The organism is Chryseobacterium sp. ERMR1:04, from assembly GCF_001297705.1.
GTDB lineage: Bacteria > Bacteroidota > Bacteroidia > Flavobacteriales > Weeksellaceae > Chryseobacterium.
Genome location: NZ_LIRF01000008.1, coordinates 501378 through 527079 on the forward strand (window position 1 = coordinate 501378; position 25702 = coordinate 527079).

At 33.9% G+C, this 25702-nt stretch carries 25 protein-coding genes; 19 read left to right on the forward strand and 6 right to left on the reverse strand.

The genetic code is table 11. From position 1 onward, the window contains the following. Window positions 1-63: 63 nt before the first annotated feature. A complete protein-coding gene (locus AMQ68_RS19485) occupies window positions 64-879 on the forward strand; it encodes a hypothetical protein (RefSeq protein ID WP_123905741.1) in 816 nt (271 codons plus the stop codon). A gap of 100 nt (window positions 880-979) precedes the next feature. Continuing rightward, window positions 980-2509 (forward strand): hypothetical protein, encoded by a 1530-nt coding sequence (locus AMQ68_RS19490; RefSeq protein ID WP_054512267.1) that lies wholly within the window; start codon window positions 980-982, stop codon window positions 2507-2509. Window positions 2510-2534: 25 nt separating this feature from the next. On the opposite strand, the gene AMQ68_RS19495 is transcribed toward AMQ68_RS19490, so the two are convergent. Beyond that, a complete protein-coding gene (locus tag AMQ68_RS19495; RefSeq protein WP_054512268.1) occupies window positions 2535-3836 on the reverse strand; it encodes a M48 family metalloprotease in 1302 nt (433 codons plus the stop codon). An 83-nt stretch (window positions 3837-3919) separates the two neighbouring features. Between AMQ68_RS19495 and AMQ68_RS19500 the strand changes: the two genes are divergently transcribed. Then, window positions 3920-5059 carry a serine hydrolase gene (locus tag AMQ68_RS19500; RefSeq protein ID WP_054512269.1) on the forward strand — a complete coding sequence of 380 codons (1140 nt, stop codon included), beginning with the start codon at window positions 3920-3922 and terminating at the stop codon, window positions 5057-5059. A 24-nt stretch (window positions 5060-5083) separates the two neighbouring features. Here the strand turns inward: AMQ68_RS19500 and AMQ68_RS19505 are convergent, their stop codons facing one another. Beyond that, on the reverse strand, window positions 5084-6355 hold the full coding sequence (locus AMQ68_RS19505) for a Y-family DNA polymerase (protein WP_054512270.1): 1272 nt from the start codon (window positions 6353-6355) through the stop codon (window positions 5084-5086). 329 nt (window positions 6356-6684) lie between these two features. On the opposite strand from AMQ68_RS19505, the gene AMQ68_RS19510 reads away from it, so the two are divergent. From AMQ68_RS19510 to AMQ68_RS19580, 15 genes are all read left to right on the forward strand, one after another. Next, entirely contained in the window at window positions 6685-7185 is a 501-nt protein-coding gene (locus AMQ68_RS19510) for a M15 family metallopeptidase (RefSeq protein ID WP_054512271.1), read from the forward strand. Between the two features lie 179 nt (window positions 7186-7364). After that, window positions 7365-8402, forward strand: a complete 1038-nt coding sequence (locus AMQ68_RS19515; protein ID WP_054512870.1) for a patatin-like phospholipase family protein — start codon at window positions 7365-7367, stop codon at window positions 8400-8402. 233 nt (window positions 8403-8635) lie between these two features. Continuing rightward, the gene (locus tag AMQ68_RS25375) at window positions 8636-8794 is read left to right on the forward strand and encodes a hypothetical protein (RefSeq protein ID WP_160317999.1); all 159 of its coding nucleotides are present in this window, start codon (window positions 8636-8638) and stop codon (window positions 8792-8794) included. A gap of 199 nt (window positions 8795-8993) precedes the next feature. Continuing rightward, window positions 8994-9164 carry a hypothetical protein gene (locus AMQ68_RS25380; RefSeq protein ID WP_160318000.1) on the forward strand — a complete coding sequence of 57 codons (171 nt, stop codon included), beginning with the start codon at window positions 8994-8996 and terminating at the stop codon, window positions 9162-9164. Between the two features lie 169 nt (window positions 9165-9333). Next, window positions 9334-9963, forward strand: coding sequence for a leucine-rich repeat domain-containing protein (locus AMQ68_RS19530; protein ID WP_054512274.1), 630 nt, complete (start codon window positions 9334-9336; stop codon window positions 9961-9963). Window positions 9964-9975: 12 nt separating this feature from the next. Further along, complete coding sequence (locus AMQ68_RS19535; RefSeq protein WP_054512275.1) at window positions 9976-10617, forward strand: leucine-rich repeat domain-containing protein; 642 nt, start codon at window positions 9976-9978, stop codon at window positions 10615-10617. 7 nt (window positions 10618-10624) lie between these two features. After that, window positions 10625-11785, forward strand: a complete 1161-nt coding sequence (locus AMQ68_RS19540; RefSeq protein ID WP_054512276.1) for a hypothetical protein — start codon at window positions 10625-10627, stop codon at window positions 11783-11785. A gap of 3 nt (window positions 11786-11788) precedes the next feature. Then, a complete protein-coding gene (locus tag AMQ68_RS19545) occupies window positions 11789-12835 on the forward strand; it encodes a hypothetical protein (RefSeq protein WP_054512277.1) in 1047 nt (348 codons plus the stop codon). Between the two features lie 11 nt (window positions 12836-12846). Next, the gene (locus tag AMQ68_RS25720) at window positions 12847-15555 is read left to right on the forward strand and encodes a hypothetical protein (protein ID WP_241775181.1); all 2709 of its coding nucleotides are present in this window, start codon (window positions 12847-12849) and stop codon (window positions 15553-15555) included. A gap of 68 nt (window positions 15556-15623) precedes the next feature. Continuing rightward, window positions 15624-18200 carry a hypothetical protein gene (locus tag AMQ68_RS19555; protein WP_054512278.1) on the forward strand — a complete coding sequence of 859 codons (2577 nt, stop codon included), beginning with the start codon at window positions 15624-15626 and terminating at the stop codon, window positions 18198-18200. A gap of 31 nt (window positions 18201-18231) precedes the next feature. Next, on the forward strand, window positions 18232-18522 hold the full coding sequence (locus AMQ68_RS19560) for a hypothetical protein (RefSeq protein WP_054512279.1): 291 nt from the start codon (window positions 18232-18234) through the stop codon (window positions 18520-18522). 147 nt (window positions 18523-18669) lie between these two features. Beyond that, the gene (locus tag AMQ68_RS19565) at window positions 18670-19590 is read left to right on the forward strand and encodes a YafY family protein (protein WP_054512280.1); all 921 of its coding nucleotides are present in this window, start codon (window positions 18670-18672) and stop codon (window positions 19588-19590) included. Window positions 19591-19721: 131 nt separating this feature from the next. Next, window positions 19722-20267: an energy transducer TonB gene (locus AMQ68_RS19570; RefSeq protein WP_241775182.1), complete on the forward strand. Its 546-nt coding sequence runs from the start codon at window positions 19722-19724 to the stop codon at window positions 20265-20267. A gap of 1 nt (window position 20268) precedes the next feature. Next, entirely contained in the window at window positions 20269-20865 is a 597-nt protein-coding gene (locus tag AMQ68_RS19575) for an energy transducer TonB (RefSeq protein ID WP_054512281.1), read from the forward strand. Beyond that, a complete protein-coding gene (locus AMQ68_RS19580) occupies window positions 20866-21297 on the forward strand; it encodes a nucleoside deaminase (RefSeq protein WP_054512282.1) in 432 nt (143 codons plus the stop codon). On the opposite strand, the gene AMQ68_RS19585 is transcribed toward AMQ68_RS19580, so the two are convergent. From AMQ68_RS19585 to AMQ68_RS19600, 4 genes are all read right to left on the reverse strand, one after another. After that, window positions 21294-21827, reverse strand: coding sequence for a GNAT family N-acetyltransferase (locus AMQ68_RS19585; RefSeq protein WP_054512283.1), 534 nt, complete (start codon window positions 21825-21827; stop codon window positions 21294-21296). The genes AMQ68_RS19580 and AMQ68_RS19585 overlap by 4 nt on opposite strands. After that, entirely contained in the window at window positions 21828-22586 is a 759-nt protein-coding gene (locus tag AMQ68_RS19590) for a type III pantothenate kinase (RefSeq protein WP_054512284.1), read from the reverse strand. It lies immediately after the preceding gene. Between the two features lie 253 nt (window positions 22587-22839). Continuing rightward, window positions 22840-23061, reverse strand: coding sequence for a hypothetical protein (locus AMQ68_RS19595; RefSeq protein ID WP_054512285.1), 222 nt, complete (start codon window positions 23059-23061; stop codon window positions 22840-22842). Window positions 23062-23077: 16 nt separating this feature from the next. Beyond that, window positions 23078-24916, reverse strand: a complete 1839-nt coding sequence (locus tag AMQ68_RS19600; protein ID WP_054512286.1) for a M1 family metallopeptidase — start codon at window positions 24914-24916, stop codon at window positions 23078-23080. 104 nt (window positions 24917-25020) lie between these two features. Between AMQ68_RS19600 and AMQ68_RS19605 the strand changes: the two genes are divergently transcribed. Beyond that, on the forward strand, window positions 25021-25665 hold the full coding sequence (locus AMQ68_RS19605) for a GldM family protein (protein ID WP_054512287.1): 645 nt from the start codon (window positions 25021-25023) through the stop codon (window positions 25663-25665). Window positions 25666-25702 lie beyond the last annotated feature (37 nt).

A 25702-nucleotide genomic window follows, 5' to 3' on the forward strand; every position in this document is an offset into this window, starting at 1 on the left:
TCCATCCAAAATATAGCAGAAAGTATTATTTTTAGCAGAATTTTAAAACTAAAAATAATAACTATGAAGAAATTAATTATTTCGTCTTTCGCATTGTATGCCTTCGCAAGCTGCAGCTCTTCTGATGATACGTTAGAACAAGATCCGCCAGTTGATCCAATAACGATCGTTCCAACAAAACTTACCGAAATTACTCAGGACAACCAAACTTATGTGACTACTTTTAAATATGACGGAACAAAACTATTAGAATCAAACGATGTTGGTACTAACGAAAAAACAGTTTATACTTATAGTGGAGACAATATTGTAAAAACTGAAGATTTTGAAGGTAATACTATGGTTTACATGAGAGAATTCACCTATATCAATGGAAAAGTTAGTGCTGAAAAAATAACAAACAAACATTCAGGAACGTTAGTTTATACAAAGAACTTTCAATATCTGAGTGATAACCATGTGCAATATAATGAATATACATCATCTACCTACAATCCCACAACCGGAGTACATTCGAATGTGAAATTTACCTTGTATGATGTTTATATTTCCAATAACAACAATCTTATTACTGCAACATCTACCTATGAAGCACAAACAAGAAAGTACACCTACTTGTATGACGGGCAAAATAATCCGACTAAGAATATTAAAGGATTTTTAAAAATAAACTTCCTATTATCAGCTGAAGGAGACGTAGCAGGTAACAACCTTTTAACAATGAAAAGTACCTACACTGGACCAACCAACGGAAACACCAGTGCTACATCAGTGCACACCTATAATAATAACAATTTTCCCACAAAAACGGTTACTACTTATACAAGCACTACATTTCCTACAAATTCACACACGTTCCTTGCTGAGTACAACAAGTAGATCTCTACTTTTTTTAAATACAGCCTTGATTTTTTCAAGGCTTTTTATTTTTCTTCAACTTTACACTTAAAGTATTACTTTTGAAACTCAATTTTTAACCATGAAAAAAATAACGTTATTAATGTTAGGCCTCATCCAGACGTTTTCATATTCTCAAACACAGGATTTAGCCTCTCTAGCTTCAGGAAAAAATATCGGAATGAATGCCTTGTTTGACACAAAAGACAATCTCTATGGCTATGTTTCTCTCTATTCTTATGGAAATAAAGATAAAAAAACTCAAAAGTTTGAGTATGTAATTTTAGATAAAAACCTTAATCCTGTTGCCAATAAAGAATTTGAAGCAGGACCTCTTGTTTCTAATTATGTAGGATATGTAGATTTTAAAGGTCAGATTATTCTTCGTCCTTCAGATTACCATTATATACAGGCTTTTGCAAAAGATGTAACCGCCCCTGTCTCCATGGTAATTGATCCTAAAACAAATACCGTAAAACCAAAAGTGTATTACGATTATCAGGAAGATGGTCAGTTTAAAGAAATCACCCAACCTAAAAGCTTCAAGGAAGAAAGAAAAGAGAATCGCGCAGAGAAAAAAGAAAAAGGCTACAATTACGTTTCTGCCGTTGGCGAAATTAAAGAAGGAGGTTATCTTGCTACTGAATATAATGATTATGGAAGATACATCAACAAAAACAGTCTGATTAAATTTGATGAAAACAAAAAAGAAATCTGGAGATACAGCTACAATACAAATGGTGATAAAAAAGTATTCTCAGATCTTACCGTTCTTGAAAGAGATGAAAACCGCCTGTACGGAATTTTAAGAAAAGTGAATGATGACGATAAAACGTTTTCCCTTTTGGTCATTGATATGAAAACAGGTAAAGAACTTTCTAATAAGCCAATCACAGGACTTTCGCCGGACACTATTTATAATATTGATGTCCTAAATTCAGGTAATGGAAGAATTGACAATGACAAAACTTTTGATGATAAAATTGTTTTGTTGGGTAGAAATTATGTTCCGAAAAGCGATAGAGGTTTTGCACGATTGATGCTGGATAAAAACAATTATAATGTAGATCTCAAAACATTAAACTACAAACCAGATCTTTCCAATCATATTCCGAAACTGAGTGCAGACGGAGGGGTAGAAAACGGATATTATCTGCAAACAAAGGACGTATATTTTATGAGCGACGGAAGCGTGGGGATTCTTTCTGAAAAGTTTAAACCTGCGGGACAATACAATGCGCCTAAAACCACGGATTTAGTCTATGTAAATACAGATAAAGATTTCAAAGTAAAAGAAGTTCAGGTTTTTGAAAAAGAAAAATCAAAGTGGGTAAATAGCGATTATCTTTTTTCTCAATATTTAAATGACGGTAAAGACGTTGTATTTTTCTTCCGGGATTATCAGAAAGATCAGGTAACGAAAGAGAAAAAATGGAATCTTTTCATCAATACAATTATTGATGGGAAATTCAAACAGGAAGTTGTTCCTATTTCAGAAAAAGATAACTACAGTGTAACGCCATACGTTGCGAAAGAAGGCTATATTTTACTTCGAGAATACAATGAAAAGGAAAAATTCAATAAAATTCGCTTAGAAAGATTAAATTATTAAGATCAACAAGAATCCTGGCAGTTTGTCAGGATTCTTTATTTTGATAATAATCAGCGATATTTTTTATTTCATCCAGATTCAAATTCCACATAAAATTCAAAAACTGCTGATAACTTTCACTTTGGTTTTTAGGGTCTACTCTATCCAGATATCGGTTTAAGTTATAATTTTTCCGAGCTTCATAAATTTTAGCGAAACATTTTCCGAGCCATTTTTTATAATATTCCTCTTCTTCTCCGTCCTGTAAAAACTGAAGACTTGAATAAATTCCAACCCCATAGTCTTCTGAATAATAAAAATTGGGTAGCGTTTCCATTCTCGCTATTTTTTCAAGAACAGCGTAAGATTCCGAAGGTTTTCCATCTGCATTTTCAACTTTCAGTTCCGGAAAACTTTTTTTTAGTCGATCAATTCTCAGTACAATTTCCGGATGCGACTTTAGCGAATCTTTATTCAGCTTTTCTTTAAAATTATTATAATTATACAGCGAAAAATCTTCTTTTTTCAGCCACTTTTCTTTAAACTCCTGCTTGGGAAAACCAAAATATTTTTTATATGTTTCTACTTTTAATACTCTTGGCGAAATGGTATCGAAATCTTCCAGTCTTTTTAATGTATTAACAAATTCAGTTTTCTTAAAATCACTATTTTTAAAAATCACGTAGCCCAAAGAATCGGCCTGCATTTCCTGCTTTCTATTTTCAACACCCTTCCTGTAAATTCTGTTTTTTAGCACATCAAAAGCCCTTTGATTACGGTTTTCTTTGGATAATTTAATATCCTGAACCACCGCCCTATCCGTTTGATCCTGATCAATCATATTCAGAAAAACCTTCAGCGTATGTTCCGAAATTTTGTGCCCCAACTCATGGGAAATCACCGCTGCCAGCTGATCATCATTATTTAGCCAGCTGAAAAGTCCCATATTGATCACAAAAGTTCCGTCTACAAAGCAATACGCATTTGGCGTGTTGTCTCTGGCAATAAGAATTTTTAAGTTTTGAGGAATTTGAGGGTTATTTTTTCTTAATCTTTCGATCAGACTTTTTACTTTAGAATCAAACTCAGCGTTGAAAACAAAGCTTTTTCCCTTTACCTTTTTTTCAAACTCTTTGGAGAATTCTTTATAGATTTTTGATAATTCAGATCCCTTTTTTCCCGGAAAATCAGATTTACTTTTTTTGCCCAGATTTTCAGCATCCGAAGAAAAATTTCTGAGAAAATCTTTTCTCTTTGCATAATCTGCGGTATCCATAGGTTTATATACCTGTCCGAAGGTCATTATGAAAAAATAGAAAAATAAAAAGGAAATTAGTTTTTTCATCATATTTTACATCAAATAATCACAAAAATAAATCATTCCGTTTCATATTATCAAATTTATTTTAAATTTGTTGAAGACCAACTTACATGAAAGCACTAAAATATATCGTAGGCGGAGCCGCTGCTACAGTAGCCCTAGCCTATCTTTTTGGATATGATTATTTATTCAGTGGAATATCTAAAACATACCTTAAAGGGAAATTAAGCGCCAATATTGATGATGGAAAGCTTTTTCCGAGAAATACAATTCACACAGAAGAGCCCAAACTTTGGGAAGAAGATCCTGAATACAACCAAAAAGAACTTCCCGAAAATATCGTTACTGATCTTTTACAGTCTGATACAGCAGGTTTTGTGGTCATTAAAAACGGGAAAATTCTTCATGAACAATATTGGAATGGATATAATCAGCTTTCAAAAACCAATTCATTTTCAATGGCAAAAGCTGTGACCGTAATGCTTTTGGGCAAAGCATTGGAAGAAGCTAAGATTAAAAATATTGATTCTCTATTCTCCGATTTCTATGATGAATTTAAAACTAAAGAATTTGGGAATCATGTAACCCTTAAAAATTTGGCTCAAATGGAGGCCGGACTTGATTGGGATGAAGATTACGCCAATCCTTTTCTTCCGAACGCTAAAGCGTACTACGGAAGAAGTCTTGCCAAAGCGGTTTTTTCAAGAAAATTCAAAGAAGAACCCGGGCAAAGATATCAGTATCAAAGCGGTTCAACACAGTTGTTAGGTTTTGCTGTAAGAAAAGCCATCAATCAATCTTTAGCCAGTTACTTATCTGAAAAATTCTGGATTCCGCTTGGAATGGAGCAAAATGCAGAATGGAGTGTTGACGACAGCGGGATGGAAAAAACCTATTGCTGTATTCATTCCAATGCGAGAGATTATGCAAAATTGGGGCAGCTATTCTTGAATGATGGAAAGGTTGACGATATTCAATTATTAAATTTAGATTTTATTAATTTAATGAGAACTCCAACTCAGAAATCTAAAGAAATTTACGGAATGGGACTTTGGATTAATCATGATAATCCTATTCAACATTATTATTTCTTAGGACTTCAAGGTCAGTACATTATTATGGTTCCTGAACATGATATGGTGATTGTAAGAACTGGAAGCTACAGTAATAATCCTAAAAACGACAGAGGAAGACCAGATCAGGTGAAATTTTTGGTGAATGAAACCGTACAATTATTTCAGACAACATAAACTAATCACTTCTAAACTAAAGCTTTAGTGGAACCGGAAATTAGCTTCCGTCAAGGTATTATTCTTTAAGAAAGCTTCGTATTCGGGGGATAATTGGGCGCGTCCAAAAGTGTTCTCGCCGCTCATACTTCCTAGACGAACTTTGTCTTTTCCGTATTTTTTATTCATCGCATCCATTGCTTTCATCACCGGTAAATGTTGATTTTGAGTATCTTCCTCAAAAAGGCTGATCAATCGTTGATCCTCAGGAACAAAATCATTAACGATAACTCCCGCTTTTTTATAATGGAAACCTTCTTTAAAAATAGCTTCGAAAAGTTCATTCACAGCCCTTCCGATAATAATAGAAGAATTGGTAGGATTAGGAAGAATTTGGGTCATCGCATTTCTATATTCCGGCAAATCCTGTCTGAAACGATTCGTCTGAACAAAAACCGTAACCATCTTACAGCATGTATTTTGTTTTCTCAACCTTTCTGAGCAATACATTCCGAACGTTTCTACCCGCTCTCTCACGTCATCTTTTTTCATCAACATTTCCATGAAACTTCGGGTAACAGCAATGGACTTTTTAGGAGAAGGAGCATCCAGTTCAAGCTGCCGGATCCCTTTTAACTCATTAATCATTCTCACCCCATGAATTCCCATCACTTTTCTCACCCACATTTCGGGTTTTTGCAGCAGATCCCAAGCTTTGTATACTCCACTGTCATTCATTTTTGCGGTAAGTTTTCGACCAATGCCCCAAACATCTCCGATATTAAGCCATTTTAAGGCTTTCTCAATTTTTTCAGGCGTATCCATTATATAAACTCCATCAAAATTTTTCGGAAAATCTTTTACAATTCTGTTGGCAACCTTACACAATGTTTTGGTGGGTGCAATTCCGATACTTACCGGAATATGGGTTTCTTTCTGAATTTTATGCTGAATTTCCAGACAATAATCATAGAGATTGATGTATTTAAAACCCGTTAGATCAAGGAATAATTCATCAATACTGTAAACCTCATGCTCCAAAACATAAGCCTTTGCAATATCTATTACCTGTTGACTTTTAAAATTATACAACTCAAATTTTGCTGAAAAACTTTTGACATCATATTTCTTAAAAAGCTCTTTATACTTAAATGCAGGAGCCGCCATCGGAATTCCCAAATCTTTAGCTTCTTTACTTCGAGACACAACACATCCATCGTTGTTGGAAAGCACCACAACGGGCTTGTTTTCGAGCGAAGGATCCAGCGTTCTTTCACAGGAAACAAAAAAATTATTGCAATCGACTAAGGCGTACATGATAAATAAATCAACTTTTTGCTATACAAAATTATGCCTTTTAAAATAGAATATTATGTTTAATTAAAACTTTAACGCTATAAATAGCCATTTGATTTTCAACAAATTAAATATTTTAAATGCGTCATGTTTTGTCGTGTTTACCAATTACTTTTGCTTTTTTTTCTAAATTTTCCAATAATAAAAAATCCATCTCTAAAAAATAAGCTTCATTGTTTTAGACCATTAATCCATTCAAAGAATAATAAGATCATATTAATTCTACATGCGTCAAGTTTTGTCGCATCCCGTGTATACTTTTGTTTTCTAAAACATTAAAATATACAATTATGGATAAAGTGACTTTAGAAAGAATTGAAAAACTACACCCTTTCGTAAGAGATGAAGTAAAACAAATTATTAAAGAATGCGATGAAGCCCTAACCGGAAGAGCAAAAATAAGAATTACGCAGGGCCTAAGAAGTTTTGAAGAACAGGAAAAGCTGTATGCCATTGGAAGAATTACGACAGGAAAAAAAGTAACCAATGCTAAAGCCGGACAAAGTATTCATAATTATGGCCTCGCGGTAGATATGTGCTTAATGATTGATGGAAAAACAGCAAGCTGGGATACCGCAAAAGACTGGGATAATGATGGTGTGGCCGATTGGTACGAATGTGTGAAAATTTTCGCTAAACACGGCTGGGATTGGGGCGGAAACTGGAAAACGTTTAAAGATCTTCCCCACTTTGAAAAAAAGAGCATTCCAACCAAAAAAGGACCTATAAAAACAAGCTGGAGAACCTTGTCTAAAATGACGAGAGATAAGGCAGGATATATTATTCTTTAATCTCATTTTATTTGAAATTAATTATAATACGACACGTTCTGTCGCCTCCTCCGCCTATCTTTATTGTAGCAAAAAACAGCAGAAACAAAGAAATCTAAAAGCTAAAAACCAATAGTTACTTATTGATTTTATCCAGCTAAGATTGTATGTGTCCTTTTAAAAAAATTAAAAAATATCACATGAAAAAAACAACCATTCTTTCTTTGGACGGCGGCGGTATAAGAGGTATTATCACCTGCATTATTTTACGCTATATAGAAGAGCAACTACAGCAGCATGATAAACCAAGTGCCAAGCTTGGAGATTATTTTGATTTTGTTGCAGGAAGCAGCACGGGTGCTTTGATTGCCTCTATTATTCTATGCCCAGATGAAAACCGAAAAGCAAAATATTCTATTCAAAAAGGATTGGAATTATATGCTGAAAAAGGGGGCGATATATTCCAGGTTTCTTTCTGGGAAAAATTAGTCAATCCGTTTGGTTTACTGAATGAAAAGATTTCTCAGGAAGAACTTGAAAAAAACCTCAATGACTTTTTTGGACATCTTGAGCTGAAAGAACTCATAAAACCCTGTTTAATAACCAGCTATGATATTGAAAATAGAAGAGCTAAACTTTTTAATTCCTGGAAAGCAAATTTAAGTACCGACAATTTTTACGTAAAAGATATTTGCAGAGCAACTTCAGCGGCACCAACGTATTTTAGTCCGGTTCAGATAAAATCGATGTACGGACAAATATTCAGTTTAATTGACGGCGGAATGTTTGCGAATAACCCTACCCTTTGCGCCTATGCTGAAGCAAGAAAAATTCCCTTTGCTGAAGTGTTAAGAAATCATCAAAAAGCTAATCACCCAAGCGTTAATGATATGATTATAATTTCTATCGGAACAGGGATTGAGTCTAGGTCTTATTCTTTCAAGAAAATGGAAAAATCAGGAAAATTGGGCTGGGTAACTCCTATTATTGACATTCTAATGTCTGCCAATGCTGAAACAGTAGACTATCAACTTTGCCAAATGTTCCAAACGTTGGGTCAGAGAAATCAGAAAAACTATTATCGATTAAATCCATCTTTAAAAAATGCTTCTCCTTCAATGGATAACGTAAGAAGATCTAATATTGAAAATTTAATCCAAGCCGGACTGAGTTATATTGATGATAACAGAGAAACATTGAATCAAATTGTACAGAAATTGATCAGAAATAAAATATAAGCTATTTTACTTATAAATACCCAATATAAGCTATTGAGATTATATTGAAAAAAAAATAAAAAAGATATTTAAACACGTCAAGTTTTGTCGTTTCTCACCCCTACCTTTGGAATATAACAAAGACACAAAATAACAATCATTAAAACTTTTAAACGCCTTTGAATTCAACATTTATAAATGCTGGACAGCAAGAAATACGTCCAAAATTTAACCTAAATCACCAAACAAAAGATATGGAAACACCAAATCACAATCCAGATATAACTTTTGATAAAGAGCTCTACACCGTTGAATGGAGCGACATCGAAAATGCAGAAATAGACTACGAGAATTATCTCGACGATATTGAAAATTTCTTCCGACAGGATTTTGAAAATGATGGTCCAATCTAGATCGCTAGCTATTCAAAAAAAATAAAAAAGATATTTAAACACGTCAAGTTTTGTCGCTTCACCCGCCTACCTTTGGAATATAACAAAGATACAAAATAACAATCATTAAAATTTTTAAACGCCTTTGAATTCAACATTTATAAATGCTGGACAGCAAGAAATACGTCCAAATTTTAACCTAAATCATCAAACAAAAGATATGGAAACACCAAATCACAATCCAGATATAACTTTTGATAAAGAGCTCTACACCGTTGAATGGAGCGACATTGAAAATACAGAAATAAACTACGAGAATTATCTCGATGATATTGAAAATTTCTTCCGACAGGATTTTAAAAATGATATTCTGGAAGAAGATATCTATTAAACTCAATTTTTAAACTTAACACGTTCTGTGCTCTTCAGCATATTCCTCAAAAACCAATACTACTTTACTGTCTCATAACCTTTGAATTCACCATTCACAAATGTTGAACAGCCAGAATTGTGTTTAAAAATAATCAACTAAAGATCAATATTAATTACAAAATTTATTTATGAAAACAAAAGAAGAATTAAAACTTTATTTCGAAAACGGAAATAAACCAACACAAGAACATTTTTGGCAATGGCAGGAATCTTATTGGCATAAAGATGAAAAAATTCCACAAAGCGCTATTAGTAATCTCGAAAAATTAGTTCCATTAATTACTAATAATGAATTTAGAGGATCTTTTCTGTCTGTTACATTTCCGGATACTATAAAAAAAATTGCAGATGGTGCTTATAACTACCAAGGTTTCTTATACCAAGTAAGAGAGATTATTTTAAATGAAGGGCTTGAAGAAGTAGGTAGATCCGCCTTTGGATCACAATGTATAAAAAGTGTTAAAACACCTACCACATTAAAGATTATTAAATATGGAGCTTTTTCTAGCCAAGTAAATGCCAATGACGCTTCTGACACATTAGAAGAAATCATTTTAAATGAAGGCCTAGAGGTTATAGGTGATTATGCATTCAATTCCTCAAACACTAAATTAAAAGAATTATACATTCCTAATACTGTACAATCCGTTGGACTTAATGCATTTGCTATACCATCTCTTAAAAGTGTATCTGCCCCTAGAGGATTAGACTTAAGCAATGCCGGCATTCCAGAAACAGCAACAATCACATATAGATAAATTTATATTAAAATGAAAACAAAAGAAGAATTAAAATTGTATTTCGAAAACGGAGATAAACCAACACAAGAACATTTTTGGCAATGGCAGGACTCTTATTGGCATAAGGAGGAGAAAATAGATATTGCTAAGATTGCAGGATTAGAAAACGGCCTCCCTCGTTTGAATGATTTTTATGCAGAGATAGACGAAAATGGAAATGCTACATTAGCACCTCTACGGGTTATTAATATATTTATAAAACAAGGTACTTTGCACATACCGGCACAATTTGCGTTTGGCAATGGAGTATCAAATTTATCTTTGGCTGAAAGTGTTCTAACTATTGGCAACGAAGCTTTCAGTAATAATCAGTTAAAATCGCTAATCATTACAGGAAATGTTACAACTATTAATGAACATGCTTTTTCTTCCAATCAGCTCACCTCATTAAACATCCCTGCCAACGTCATTGAAATTAAAGACTATGCCTTTGCCTACAATCAGCTTAACTCCTTATACATAGCACCAAGCGTCTCAAAAATTGGACCAAATGCATTTAATTACAATCCCGATATGAAGACTGTCATGCTAGACAGAAATACACAATACTATCCAGATTCATTTGATCCTAAAACAAGAGTCATTGGAGGAAGTTTAATCAGCGAATCTTAAATTAATTATGAAATCAAAACAAGAAATAAAAAAAAACTTTGAAAACGGAGATATCCCAGTACAAGAAGATTTTTGGGAATGGCAGGACTCTTATTGGCATAAAGACGAAAATATTCCTCAGGATAATATTTCAGGGCTGAAAGAAACATTAAAAACAAAATTAAACGCACCTGATCCTAGTCTTGGATCTGGATTCTATTTTCTTACCCAGAATAGCCCATGGACTACCTATCAAAAAATTAACCTAACCTCTTATTACCTTACTTCTTGGAATGGGTCTAATTTCGTAAGCAGCAATATATATTATAACAATGGAAAAGTAGGTATCGGTACAACTCAATTACTTACAGAAACTTTCGAAGTAGATGGGAATATAAAAACAAGCGGTTTGATTATTTCAAACCTTGGATATACTCCAACAATTCCCGGTCAAATTAAAAAATACGTTGTTGCAAGACAAGACGGCTCACTTGGATGGGATACTCAACCCACTGATAGCCAAGAACACATTCCTTTAGCAGGAACAACTGATGACAAACCGTTAAGGGGCTCCATCCAATACAAAGGTAATGACACCACAGGTCAAAATTCTTTTGGATTCTATAGCAAACATTCTAATAATGAGATGGCTGGATTTGATATTCAAGATGACGGAGCTTTAACACCATCCATATATTGGATTGGAGGTGATAATGTAACATCTGTATTAAGTATTAATCATGACGATGTCATAATAGGTTCCTCTAATCCAGCTTTCTCAGGTTTACGGGGATCAACCTATTATGGTGATTATTACACCAATGAAAGCTTTATTCAAAAGAAATACGCAGACAAACAGCATTCCTATACCACCAAAGAAGAATTAACAGGCGGAAGCTGGATTAATGGTAAACCCATTTATAAAAAGACTTTATTTTTCAATCAGATTCCCAGAAATGGCGAAATATGGATTGATAAACTTATTGAAAATATGGAGGTTATTGTATCCAATCAGATGTTTACAGAATGGTATGCCATAGATGCTGCGTTTGCAGGGAATCAGTGGAGATCAAAGGCTTTTATCACTTTAGAGAAAACCCATGTTCAATTTGAAATTATAGGAGCTCCTGATAATGATTATTCTACAATCGATTCATTTACGCTCACCTTAGAATATACTAAAAAATAAAAAATGGCACCAAACAATACACCAACAAAGTCCGCGTTTACCGTCGGAAAATCCTTAATAGGAGAAGGCATTATTAACTATCAATCAACAAATAATATGAGCACAGCAAACAATGCGTCCCAGACGCTTTTCAGATTCGTGAGTTTAAGAAACCCACAGCTAACAGAAACTAAAGATAAAAATTTAGGATTTATCCATAGACCCAAAGGCGCAACAGGTCTTTTTGACACTGCAGTTGCCGGAAGATCTGCTAAAACATCTAAATTCGGAGAAATGAAAAGGATAGCCAGCAGATTTAGTAATGTTGGATTTGAAACCGAAAAGAAAATTGAAGAAGGCGTATTTAGAGACCTTCTTACTATCGGGAGAAAGCTTTCTAAAAAAGAAGCCTTAGATAGTAATGACTGGGATTATGTTACGGTTTATTACAAAACTCTTATTTATCCCAATAAAGAACTTAATTCTGAAGGAATTAAAACATTCAGCCTTCTTTGGAATAACTTTATTTATCAGATTGTTACTCAGGGTGATTTTTATATTAAAGAAGCAATCAGTCATATTCTTATGGCGATCCAGCTCGGTTTTGCAAATATACAAGATCTTACGGACCAAGAACTAATCAGGATAAATGGCGAAAAACCGCTAGAAAAAGCGATGAATAGTCAGATAATATTACCAACATCACTATTTTCAGATGATAATTCAGAAACATCTTTTTCAGATTCCTCAAAATCATCTGAAGATGAGTCTAAGCCGGGTCTAGCTGCAAAAACTATTCAAAGACTAGAAGCTGAAGCAAGAGCTTCTCTAGTTGCAGACAGAGCAATACATAGAAGAAAAGCTTTAGAGAAGCTTAATTCCGAATTAGAGAAACTTCAGAAAAAATATCATAAATCTAGTTACCAAGCATACCAAGAAGGGCATTCAAGGTATATGGACGAAAACAGAGAACGTATAGATTTATATGATAGAAAAAGGACTGAAGTAGAAAGCAAAATAACTCCTGAAACTACAGAAGAAGAGAGAAAAAACGTCTTTATGACAGCATAAGGGAATATGAAGTGCCATCTTTTGAATTTTCTTACAGAAATGAAATTGACTTAGAAGATTTACAGTCAAAACTTTCTCCTGAATCCTTTGATCTATTTATTGAACTTTTTGCTGAATTCGATCATAAGCAAGCAGTTGAAACTGCTGCTAAAGGAGGAGTTAAAATTCTTTCTTACAATACGCTAAAATTAGGAAATCAAAATATTGTTCTTGACGAAGAAATACAAACCTATTCTGATGCTTTAAATATTGTTAAGAATACAATCTCTTCATCCATGGAAACGGCATTGGAAAACTCTCCTCTTTCACAGCAACAATATGTGAATATAGGAGGTGCTTCTGTTCCTCTGGTTCAGAATACCTCGAGAACAGCAATGGCATATAGCTTCTTAGCGCATAACTCTTTCGGACTTTCGGGAACAAGAGGATTTGTTAACTTTTCTTTTGAAGTAGAAGATACATCATGGAGTGTTGCCAATGCAAAAATTATTGCAACGACAGATACCGTAGGAAGTTTTGAAGAAAACTATAGCAATATTCCGGTAATAGACAACAAAATTACCTTGCCAATCAGCTTAATTGATAAGTTTAGAGCCAGCATTGTTTTCAGGATAGAAATCATTTTTGATAACGGAAGTGTTGCATATGGAGATCTTGGACAACTGTATCCGAAAGGAGATCTTAGTCTTACAGGAATGCTCACATTACAGCGTGCCCCTGAAAATCCGGGAGAACCTGAGACGGTAACAACTCAAAAACGTAAAAACTTTGGAATCAAAAGGCTTGGAGTTGCAGATTATTTGAAAGTGGTACAAAGTATTCACGCATATGTCCCTGGAGAAGTTTCTAATATTGAAAACGTTATGGCCAGCGAATTGAGGCACAAGTCTTCAGTTGCCAGAGAATATTCTGAAATTACAGATACGACTTCTAAATCTCAGGAAACCGAGAAAATTTCTGATACTTCAAAAACCTCCCGATCAGATATGCAAACTGAGGTAGCCAAAGAATTGGATAAACAGCAGAGTATTACGGCATATGCACACTTTAGTTATGATGCAGGATATAAATTAGATATAGGATCAGACTATGCCAATAATACAGCGCAGCATGACAGTACAAGACAGGCAGTCATGAAGTCTCAGGAGATCACGGAAAGAGCAATGGAAAGAGTTCTTACTAAAATTTCGGAAGAAAGGGTACAAAAAATTATTAAAGAATACACGGAAACCAACGTTCACGAATTCGACAACAGAGGAAAAGCTCTTACAACCAACGAAGCACCACAGCATATTACAGGAGTTTATAGATGGATCGACAAGAAAATGAAGAATCAGATCTATAACTATGGTAAACGTACCATGTTTGAATTCATGGTTCCTGAACCTTCAAGACTACACCGTCTGGCGCTTTCCGTTGCCAAAGCTCAGGTACTTACCGCTCCGGTAGATCCGAGAACGGCTCCTGAAAAAGCATGGACAATGCCAAATCCAAAGTCTGCAACCATGGAACAAATCAAACATTGGGCAGATATTTATGGAATTACCGTTACAGACCTTCCACAACAAAAAAAACAGCATACTATTGGTTTAAACTGGTTCAAACTGGCAAAAGATGGAGGGTTGAGAATTCTAACGCTGGATTTCCCACAAAACTATGCTGCAAAATCTGCAAGAGTGAACTATGGATATGAGTATGGTTATATGAAAGTAAGCAACTTTACAGGCGGTAAGATCAATTTACCCAATGTAGGACGTGGTTCAATTGACAGTAATTATTCGGTGAGTGGATTAAACATTACCGGATCTTATCCTTATGAATATCAAGGGGTCGGTGTAGATTCATTCAATGTATCATTTATTTTTGAATGTGAACTTTCTGACGATTATATGCTGGCTTGGAAGACAGAAAATTTCAATGTTATTATTAAAGCTTATGAAGAAGCTTACAAAAATTTCCAGGAAGAGCAAAAAAAATTAGATACAGAGCAAAAGGAAAAAGAAGCTGAATCTAAAGATAAACAAGGAAATTATTACCGTTATATGGAACATGATACCTTGAAGCATAACTGTATTGCTTATTTATTACAGGATTATCTTACCTCCCTTGGGCAAGCAACAACAAATGGAGCTGATGACAATACAAAAATGGATAATTTCCAGGTGTATTTAAGTGAAAACCTTGATAAATATACCGCATTAGCGAAGTTTATGGAGCAAGCCTTTGAATGGGAAATTATGGATTACACATTCTATCCATACTACTGGGCTAACCGTAAGAGCTGGCAGGAATTTTATCTTACTGAAAGTATGGATCCTTTGTTCAGGAGCTTCTTACAGGCGGGTATGGCAAGAATTATTGTGACCGTAAAACCTGGCTTTGAAAATGCCGTACAATTCTTCTTGGAAACAGGCCTTATCTGGAATGGGGGTGCAGTTCCTGTAATTGGAGACCCAATGTATATGAGTATTGTAGAAGAAATGAGACAACCTACCGGAGAAGCACAAGGTAAATATTGGATCACAAGAGTTCCAACAACATTGACAATTCTTCAGGACAAATCTACAGGATTACCTGTGGATGAACCTCTTCCAATTTTTCCGGAAACCGATCCGAAAAATTGTGAGAATCCTTCGGAACTGGAGACTAAGACGAGTTTCAGGTTGGATGAAGACTCTCAATTACAGCATGGCGAAAAAGACACCAGCACTTTAGGCTAATATTTATTTAACGAAATGGCGGTGTAATTGCCGCCATTTTATTTCTCATAACATTAAAAACTAAAAAGATGAGCACAATAAAAGCATTAAAAGTTCCAAAAATACAAGATATTTCCTCTCCATCTCAAATCATAAAAGCTATTCCACCATTAGGATTACCAAAAAAAACATCTGGTGAATATTCAGAAGATTTTTATGGTCTAGAAAGAAATGAAAAAATTGATTTTGCCAGGATTGTTAAATACTTGAAGACTGGCATAGAAGAACCTTTAGACTGGAATACCTTTATTGCTCCAACAAAAATAATTAGCGAAAGTGTTGTAATTGGTACAGATGGGGTGGTTGATGTAAAGAGAAAAGTTAATGAAACAATTCCTTTTTCTTACGTCAATTCTTATAAACAGAAAATTACAACATCGATTAGCTGTGGTATCAATAGAAAGATCGATAATATTGATAGTAAAATATCAATATCTTTTCAAATTGATAGTAACCAAAAACAAATTAAGTGTAAGGCAGCATACTTTTATAAAAATACAGAAAAGTATCGAAATTCTGTACAATCAACAACTTCAGAAAATGCATTTAGTATTAATGATAAATACGTTGGGATTATGCTTTTCAGTGAGAACATTACAGATATATATTACTTAATTAAAGAAATCCAAGGAGATACCCCTGAATGGTTCGAACAATTAATTAACAACAAGTATATTCCATTAATTGAAAGGTGCACAGATATTAAACAACTCATTTGGTTATATGAAAATGCCCCTGATTTTACATTATCCAGCTTAAAACCAGAAGTTTTATGGAAAAACATTTGTTCTTTTTATAGCTATGATGTAAATGGTTTTTTCAGCTTTGTAAGAGATGCCAGTTCTGCGTTAATGAAAGCATTATTTGCTTTTAACACTCCTCAACGAATCTCATTTTTGATGCAACAGTTTAATAAAAACCAAAGTTTTGTAGTTAACCTCTATCATGCTTTGGATGATGAGATAGCTTTTATGGGACAGGAGGTTCCTTGTAAAATGGCCTTTATAAGTATCATTAATTCATTCTCTCATATCGCAAAAGATAGTTTCACTTTTACCAATCATCTTTTTTCAGTTGGGAAAAAATCTTTTGTAAGCTTGGAAAAAATAGAATCCAATTTAAAAGAAGACAAAAACAAATACTATGTTCAACAAAAATATATTACAGACGAACAGTTAGTAGATACCGGAAGTGTTATCATGGATATTGGTAGTAATACCATTACAACAAGAGCAATAAAACTAAATCCACTAGATATTATTATTGTGATAGAAGAAGAAACTCAAAGTCTCTTATTTGTACCTGCATTATTTCTCTATGACAAACAGCATCAGAAAAATATGGAAGGGCTGGCCAATGCTATTAGAATTGGAATAAACATGCTCGCGATTGCATTAGCGGTAGAAACCCTTGGGACAAGTTTATTAGCTGCTGAAGGAGCCAGCTCCATTACATTTTGGGGAATGTTAGTAGCGGTAGATGGAGCTATCGCTTTAGGAGATCTGGGAATTCAATTAGTAAAAGATAACCTAACTAAAGAATTTCTGGATATATGGGAGAAGATTTATAAAACAGCAGGTTATGCAACAGCTACAACAGCCGTAGTACAACAATTATACAAAATAGGTGGAAAGATATTAGCCCAAGAAACCAGAGCAGAAGTAAAGAATTTTGTAATGAGCTGTATGGTAAAAGTTATGCTTGAAAGAGAAATTTCTAACTTTACCAAAAATACATTTAAGGTACTCCTGACAAACAAGGAATTAATAGATGCAACAAGAGGTCTTGTAAACGAAGCAAAATCAAAAATGCTAAATAAATATGGCATGTTCCTTATAGAAGGACAGTTCAGAACTCAAAGAATTGTAAAAAATAAGGTTGTAGAAGAAGTTAATAATGAAATTGCTATAGTATATAAAGGTGAAATAATTACAAGAGCTCAAAAATCCGAGTTTTATAAAGAAGCAAACAAGTTATTGAAGCACCTTAATAATCCAAAGGAATTCATTAAAGCGGCCGAAGAACTTCTGACATATGGTAAAATATATCCTACAACTAATTTAAAAGATTTACTTACTGAAGCAGAAGCTTATAATAAATATGGAGATTGGGGCAGAAGCCTTGTTGAAAAGATAAATATAGATGCTGCCAAAATTCTTTCTACTTTTGATGCTGGTATTATTTTCGAAAAAACAATGATAAGTGGTTTCATTTATGTAAAAAATGGAATAAGGTATATTTCAACTGAAACCAATTTTTTGAAAGCAGAAATAGGAAAAGGAAAAGGTGAAGTATATAAAAACTTCATTGACAATATTCACCCCACTCTTAAAATAAGGTTGGAAAAGCATATCGCCCGTTTAAAAATGAAAGGGGTTCCTGCTGAAGAAATTGACATATTAAGGGCTGGTGCAATGGGGTCTCATGGAGAGATCAGAGCATTAGATAGGCTGTTAACTATTATTGATCCTGAAGGAAAGCTGGGAGAAGCAGTCTTTCATGATATTATCGGATACAACAGATATTTAAGAATTACAGATAAATTACAACCTCCATGTGTCCATTGTTATTATTTGACCTCAGGAATTAGATTCATGGGATTTTAATAAATTTGTTTAATACATTAATCGAATAATCATGGCATTAAAAATAAAAGAAAGCGAGTTAACATGTAACCGTTTAGATGGCGGAGGAGTTCCTATATATTATCACAATGGCAGCCTTTTTACAGGTCTTGTTTTACGGTACTATGACACCGGCGAACTTTTTTGTGAGGAGGAATATAAGGAAGGATACCAGGAAGGTTGGTTCAGATCTTATCATAAAAACGGTAAAAAATATACAGAATATAAAGCCCATAACAACGTAGAATATGACGGAACTTATAAAAAATGGGATGAAAATGGTAATTTAATGGCATCCTTCTAATAAGAATATAATAGATAAAAAATAAAACACGACACGTTTTGTCGCATTAAGAATCTATATTTGTTTTAGAAAATAATCGAATGAAATGCTCGCGTTTCATTTGGTTACATTAAAACGCAGCAAATCTGCAACATAAATAGATCCCGAATGAAAAAAGACTTTTACCTGACAAGATATGCCTTAATTATAAAAAGATTAGAGAGTTCTCCGGCGACGTATTCGCAGCTGGAGGACTATCTTTTAAACTCTTTTGAATTTCAGGATGCAGATATTAAAAGCTACTCTATCCGCACCTTGCAGAGGGATATTCGTGAGATTTTAGGTCTTTTTAACCTTTCCATTCATAACAAAAAGAAGGGTGATAATCGATATTATATTGAGAGTCGACCGATTATGGAAGTGGATGAATACAACCAAAAACTCTTAGAATCTTTTCAGGTAAGTAACGCGTTGAATCTTCATCCGGATTTCTCTAATTTCATCTTTTTTGAATCCCGAAAACCGACCGGAGTTGAACATTTTTATGACCTTTTCTTTGCCATTCGTAATAAAAGAGTGGTCACTTTTGAACATTACAATTACAAAAACAAACTGATGACTTCCCGAAAAGTTCATCCATTGGCATTGAAAGAATCTAAAGACAGATGGTATCTTATTGCGATCGACACTAAGGATAAAGCACTGAAATCTTTCGGTTTAGACAGAATCAATTATCTGGATGTTGATAAAAATAAATTTCGTGAAAAGCACAATTTCAATTTCAGGGAACATTTTAAAAATGCTTTCGGAGTAATGAATTTATCTGAGCAAAAACCTCAAAAAATTGTTCTTAAATGCACTAAACATCAGGGAGAATACATCAAAAGTTTTCCGCTGCATCAGTCACAAAAAGAAACGAAGGAAACCCTTGAGGAAACTTTTTTTGAATTTTTCTTACATCCTACTTACGACTTTATGCAGGAAATTTTATCGTATGGAAAAGAGGTTACCGTGCTAGAACCTAAAACATTAGTTGATGATATCAGAACTCACCTTCAAGAGTCTTTAAACAGCTATTCTGAACTGTAAAAGAATCATCAGATTTCATATTTTTTGATTACTTTTACATGAATATGTCAGGATTGAAAGCTTTATTTCTTTGTTTGTTTTGTCTCATTTCTTCTTTTTGTTTTTCGCAACAGACTGAAGACTTTAAGCTCGTGAAAAATTATTACAACAACCATCGAAGTATGTTGGGGACTGAGTTTAAGAAAAAATTTAACGCTGAGCCCAATACATTCAACAAATCTGCTATAAAAAATGACTTCCTGTTTTTCATGAAGAAAATGGACAGCATTGAAAATGTAGCATTGATTGGCGCTTTATTAAAAGTGAAGAACATAGAAGATCTTGCCAAAATTCAAAAGAAAAACATTCAAACACAAGATTCATCTGAACTTATTTCAACAACAGATAAAACGGCAGCCTATCCTGGCGGAGTGGATGCTTTAAGAAAGGAAGTGGTGAATCTTTTTTATTCGGAAGGCGTTTATTCGAACATCAAAACCATTAAAACCAATGTTGCTTTTATTGTGGAAAAAGACGGAAGTATAAGCAATGTGCAGGCTCAGGGTGATAATTTTACGTTCAACAGACAAGCTGAGATCGCATTATATTCTATTTCTTCAAAGTTTTCTCCAGCAACCATTAATGGAGATGCCGTAAGATTTCGTTTTAAACTTCCGCTTACTTTAAATATTGAATAGTATGAAGAAATATATTATATTCTTATCACTTTTCATTTTAAATTTCTATTGTTCACAACAAACAGAAAGCCTTAAAGTTATTAAAGAAAAGTATGATATTGCAATTAAAAATACTGAAGAAGAATATAATAAAAATATATCTCAACCTATTTCTAGAGAAAAAAAAGCAATGCTTTTCAGTAAAAAAACTAAAGAATTACGAGATTTAGACTTTAATAGAAATAGAGATTACTTAGAAGAAGTATCCAAGATAAAAACCAATATTATACCTATAGATTCTAGCAAAATTATTAAAAATGAGACTGGCGAAATTATAGCAATACATCCAAAAGGATATGAATTTTTCAAAAAAGAATTTATGGCTAATTTTTTAGGTGATGAAATTAATGCTAAAGGAATTATCGCTTGTAAAATTTCATTTATTATTGAAACTGATGGAAGTATTCAAGATGTGAAAGCCATTAGTGATAATGAAGATTTTAGTAAATATGCTATTCTTGCTATATACCTTACACAAGAAAAATGGATCCCAGCAAGATTAAACGGATATCCTGTAAGATATAAGTTCTCTCTTCCTCTAACTTTAAATTTCCAGTAAATGTTTACCGACGAATACTACATGAAAATGGCTTTTCAGGAAGCTGAAGCAGCATTAGAAAAAGATGAGGTTCCTATCGGCTGTATCATCGTTTCTAATAATCGGGTGATTGCAAGAGCCCACAATCTTACGGAAACCCTGAATGATGTTACCGCTCATGCCGAAATGCAGGCGATAACCTCAGCCGCTAATTTCCTAGGTGGAAAATATTTAAAAAATTGTACATTATATGTCACGTTGGAACCTTGCGTGATGTGTTCGGGAGCTCTTTCCTGGTCTCAAATTTCAAAAGTTGTCATTGGTGCTAGAGATGAACAAAGAGGATTTATCAACAAGCATCTTTCTCTTCATCCAAAAACAGAAATGATTGTTGGTGTTATGGAAAATGAGTGTTCTACTATCGTTAAACAGTTTTTTAAATCCAAGCGTTAATCCTTATTCCTAAAAACAGAATACAAAGGAATATCAAAGTATTCCCCGTTCTTTTTTAGATGCTGTTTCAACAAAGCTTCTTTTTCCATTCCTATTTTTTCCAATACTTTTCCTGATGCAGGATTGTGTAGAAAATGCGTGGCGTAGATCTTATTTAAATTCAATTCATTAAATCCAAAATCTAAAATAGCTTTTGCAGCTTCTGTAATGTAGCCTTTATTCCAAAATGAAGCACCCAGCCAATATCCCAATTCTGCTTTATCATCTCCTCTATCGTGAAGTCCGATGGCACCCATAATTTCATGGTCTTTATTTCGAATCGCAAACGTATATCCCGACTTATTTTCAAAGGCTTGCTGAGAATTATTCAACCAAAATTGAGCATCCTCTTCTGTATAGGGAGAAGGAATATTGGAGGTGAGATCAGAAAAAATTTTCGACTGAAGATATTCAACAACCAAAGGAAGGTCTTCCTCCTTCAATTGAGAGAGAATAAGTCTTTCTGTTTCTATTTTGGGGAATTCATTCATTTATAAATCTTTTCCTAAAAAGTATAATCCTTTCAAGGTATGAAGCCTGTCTGTGATATGAATCTTAGTTGTTAAAGGTTTGTAGACATGCGAAACACCGCCCGTTGCGATCACAAAACAATCGTCATTTACTTCATCATTAATTCGGTCGATAAACCCTTCTACCATTCCTAAAAATCCGTATACCATTCCACTTTGCATACAAGTTACCGTATCTAATCCTAAAACAGACTTTGGTTTTTTTAATTCAATTTCCGGAAGTTGAGCGGTTTGACTGATTAAAGAGTTTAAAGAAGTCACAATTCCCGGAGCGATAATTACGCCTAATGTTTCTCCGGTTTCCGTTACACAGCTTGCGGTAAGTGCAGTTCCGAAGTCTATAATAATTTTCTTTCTGTCCGGATATAAATTGTGAGCAGCCACGAGATTGGCATAAATATCCGTTCCCATTTGTTTAGATTTCGCATGAACGCCGGAAGGCGTACTTCTGTCAACAATTACAGGCTGAATACCGTGGATCTTTTTTATCGCCGAACTCACCACCTTGGTCAATTGGGGAACCACCGATCCTATAATAACTTTACTAATATCTTTGGGATCTATTTTGTAGGTCTGATACAACATCAACATTTGAACATAAAGCTCATCCGTTGTTCTATAAGGCTTTGTATTAATCACCCATGAAATATCACAATTGTCATCATCAAAAAGACCAAACCTGACATTGCTGTTTCCTACATTGATTACGATAGAATTCATTTAAATCTTTATTTCTTTTAGCATAAAAAATCACTGTAAAAGTAAAGTTTTTACACAAAAAAAGCTTCATTAACTCCAATATTCTTTGGTTTAAAAAAAATATTAATTTTTAATTTAAATTTTCCAATAAACAAAATCACACTTAAGAGAAATATTAATACACTTATTAGCTATAGATAAACAGCTGCTATTTCTTACTTTTCAATTACTACAGATTACGATAGTTTTGATTATCAAATTATAACACATTCATCTAAAACAAAATCATTATGAAAAATTTAAAGAAACTCTCGAGAAGCGGATTAAAATCCATACAAGGCGGAAATGTAAATTGTCCTATACCCGGAATCAGCGTACCCGCAATATGCCCAGGAACTAAATGCCCTGCAAACCCTTGTGCTACGCTAAACTGTATAATACCTCCGGCGTGTGCTCCAAATAATGGATAAATAAAAAAAGGAGGAACTTTTCTCAAAATTCCTCCTTTTTAATTATTTTACTTCAACAAAATTGTCTTCCATATTTACATCAGCAAGCCTCTGGCTAAAATCTATTCCCAGAACAGATAGCTGAGACTTCGTGTAAGGAATTGTTAACGTATATTCTTTCTGAGTCCAAGGCCAATACTCTACTGTTTTAAAATCACCGTAAGCATCTTTTGACTTCCAAGTGTGGGTAAGATTGGTTGGAATTTGGTACGTAACAATTTTCTTCTCCTTAGTCATTACGCTAAAATCAATCGGCATCGGAACCTGCCCGTTATTGATTAAAGTAATCGTTGTAGACTTGGCATCGTATTTTACATCCTTAATTCCGTAATCTATTGTTTTTGTAGTGTTGATCCAATAATGATGAAACCATTTCAGATCCATTCCTGAAACTTTCTGAGCGATATGCAGAAAATCTCTGTCTGTAGGATGTTTCATGCTCCATTGATCATAATATTGTTTCAATGTTTCCGCTAAATTTTGCTCTCCCATGATATAACCTAATTCTACCAAATATAATTCTCCTTTCACATACGTAGAATAGGTATAAGAAGTTCCGTTATCGTGGTGATCACCTAACCAAACCGCAGGTTCTTCAATCTTTTTTTGGATGAATTTTCTGTAAGCATCCAATCTTTCAACAAAAGGATTCGGCAAGTCTTCAGGGAATAACTGATGCATCGTGTACCCTTCCGCATAACTTGTAAATCCTTCATCCATCCATGGACGCATAGATTCGTTGGTTGCCAACATTTGCTGATACCAAGAGTGTGCGCCTTCGTGAGCCATTAATCCCATTAAATCCTTGATATTTTTAGATTCACCCAAGATCATCGTACACATTCCATACTCCATTCCGCCATCTCCACCTTGGATAAATGCGTAGGTTGGATATACATATTTCCCAAAGTGAGCATTCATGATCTGGAAATATTTTGTAAGATAGGCCGGAGCTTCTTCCCAAGCTTTAGTTTTGTCATTGTTTTGATACACCAAGAAAACTTTTGGCCCTTCCGGTACCTCAAAACTTTTTACCACATAATCTCTATCTGCACTCCAAGCAAAATCCAGCATATTTTTAGCCGTCCATTTCCAGATTGCTTTTTTATCTTTTTCGGTTTTGATCTTTGCATTGGCATCATACCCTTTTACTTCAGTCGGGTTTTCAAGAATTCCGCCCGCTCCTACTACATAATCTTTATTGATTTTAATGGTCACATCAAAATCCGAGAACGGTGCATGAAACTCTCTTCCCAAATAATCGAAAGTAGCCCATCCGTCATAATCATATTCTGAAATTTTAGGATACCATTGCGTCATGGTCATATCAACACCTTCTCTGTTGTTTCTACCACTTCTTCTGATTTGCTGAGGTATGACAGCATCCCATTCCATCGTAAAATTAGTGGTTGAATTAGGCTTGATCGGTTCAGCTAAATACACCTTCATGATCGTTTCCTGAATTTCAAACTTCAGGTTTTTCCCATTTTGTTTGATCCAGTGAATATTTTGAGCCCCTTCTTCATTTTTCGGAATAGAAGCTAATGTTGAAATACCGTTTTTCTGCAATCTTGAATCTCCGTTTTTACCTTGGCTCGCCACCCTTTGATCCATCATTGAATTCGGTTTAAAAGCATTCCAATATAAATGGAAATACACCACGTTCAATTCGTCCGGAGAGTTGTTGGTATATTCTAAATTTTGATTTCCCTGATAAGTAAATTTTTCCGCATTAACATCAATATCCATCTTGTACTTCGCAGCCTGCTGATAATAAGGCGTCTGCTGTGCCTGAAATTGAGAAATGATAAATGCAAATAGGATTGCAACCGATTTTTTCATTTAAAATTTTATTTTTTTTAAAGATAAGTAAATTTTGAAAGAGCGTCAAATGCATATTAGTTGTGATAATTTATATATTTGAGTGAAAATAATTTATTATTCCATTGAAAAATTTAGCTTGTTACACACTTATTTTCTGGGTTTGCATTTATTGTACACCAAAAAAACAAATTTCATCTTCAGAGGATTCAAACATTAAATCCATCATAGAAAACGAAAAGCTCAATATTTTATATAGAGGCCTAAAAAACTATTTGACAATTTATGTCCCTAATTCGGATAGTATTAAAGTAAGCGGATTAGGAGTTTATAAAGAGCAGAAAAACAAATATTACATTACTCCTGCAGCAGGAGCATCAATGGAAATCACAATAATTAAATTTAGTAAAGGCAAAGAAATAGTTGAGAAAAGAGAATTTCGAATAGTAAACATTGATAAATCTTTTGCAAGTATCGAAAACAAAATAGGAAAAATTACTTTGTCGAAGGAAGAACTTGCTAATTCTAAAATAGAATATTACATTCCTCAATTTGTTATGAAATTAGGAAAGGTGGGGAAATTTCGCTATCAAATTAATGCTGAAGAACCAATGGTTAATTATGGAGATGAATTTAATAAATCTGTTAAGGAAAAGATTTATAATATGAAATCTGGTGACATTATGATTATTGACAATCTAAATTTTAACCCAGAATTACAAAATGTTGATCTAAAAAAAGTAACAGAATTAGTAATTTATATTAAATAGAAATATATTCGTGTTATTTGTGAAAAAATTAGTGCTA

Bases quoted from the DNA above. Each gene is read 5' to 3' on its own strand.
- AMQ68_RS19485 (WP_123905741.1), top strand. From the start codon at position 64: ATGAAGAAATTAATTATTTCGTCTTTCGCATTGTATGCCTTCGCAAGC.
- AMQ68_RS19490 (WP_054512267.1), top strand. From the start codon at position 980: ATGAAAAAAATAACGTTATTAATGTTAGGCCTCATCCAGACGTTTTCA.
- AMQ68_RS19495 (WP_054512268.1), bottom strand. From the start codon at position 3,836: ATGATGAAAAAACTAATTTCCTTTTTATTTTTCTATTTTTTCATAATG.
- AMQ68_RS19500 (WP_054512269.1), top strand. From the start codon at position 3,920: ATGAAAGCACTAAAATATATCGTAGGCGGAGCCGCTGCTACAGTAGCC.
- AMQ68_RS19505 (WP_054512270.1), bottom strand. From the start codon at position 6,355: ATGTACGCCTTAGTCGATTGCAATAATTTTTTTGTTTCCTGTGAAAGA.
- AMQ68_RS19510 (WP_054512271.1), top strand. From the start codon at position 6,685: ATGGATAAAGTGACTTTAGAAAGAATTGAAAAACTACACCCTTTCGTA.
- AMQ68_RS19515 (WP_054512870.1), top strand. From the start codon at position 7,365: ATGAAAAAAACAACCATTCTTTCTTTGGACGGCGGCGGTATAAGAGGT.
- AMQ68_RS25375 (WP_160317999.1), top strand. From the start codon at position 8,636: ATGGAAACACCAAATCACAATCCAGATATAACTTTTGATAAAGAGCTC.
- AMQ68_RS25380 (WP_160318000.1), top strand. From the start codon at position 8,994: ATGGAAACACCAAATCACAATCCAGATATAACTTTTGATAAAGAGCTC.
- AMQ68_RS19530 (WP_054512274.1), top strand. From the start codon at position 9,334: ATGAAAACAAAAGAAGAATTAAAACTTTATTTCGAAAACGGAAATAAA.
- AMQ68_RS19535 (WP_054512275.1), top strand. From the start codon at position 9,976: ATGAAAACAAAAGAAGAATTAAAATTGTATTTCGAAAACGGAGATAAA.
- AMQ68_RS19540 (WP_054512276.1), top strand. From the start codon at position 10,625: ATGAAATCAAAACAAGAAATAAAAAAAAACTTTGAAAACGGAGATATC.
- AMQ68_RS19545 (WP_054512277.1), top strand. From the start codon at position 11,789: ATGGCACCAAACAATACACCAACAAAGTCCGCGTTTACCGTCGGAAAA.
- AMQ68_RS19555 (WP_054512278.1), top strand. From the start codon at position 15,624: ATGAGCACAATAAAAGCATTAAAAGTTCCAAAAATACAAGATATTTCC.
- AMQ68_RS19560 (WP_054512279.1), top strand. From the start codon at position 18,232: ATGGCATTAAAAATAAAAGAAAGCGAGTTAACATGTAACCGTTTAGAT.
- AMQ68_RS19565 (WP_054512280.1), top strand. From the start codon at position 18,670: ATGAAAAAAGACTTTTACCTGACAAGATATGCCTTAATTATAAAAAGA.
- AMQ68_RS19575 (WP_054512281.1), top strand. From the start codon at position 20,269: ATGAAGAAATATATTATATTCTTATCACTTTTCATTTTAAATTTCTAT.
- AMQ68_RS19580 (WP_054512282.1), top strand. From the start codon at position 20,866: ATGTTTACCGACGAATACTACATGAAAATGGCTTTTCAGGAAGCTGAA.
- AMQ68_RS19585 (WP_054512283.1), bottom strand. From the start codon at position 21,827: ATGAATGAATTCCCCAAAATAGAAACAGAAAGACTTATTCTCTCTCAA.
- AMQ68_RS19590 (WP_054512284.1), bottom strand. From the start codon at position 22,586: ATGAATTCTATCGTAATCAATGTAGGAAACAGCAATGTCAGGTTTGGT.
- AMQ68_RS19600 (WP_054512286.1), bottom strand. From the start codon at position 24,916: ATGAAAAAATCGGTTGCAATCCTATTTGCATTTATCATTTCTCAATTT.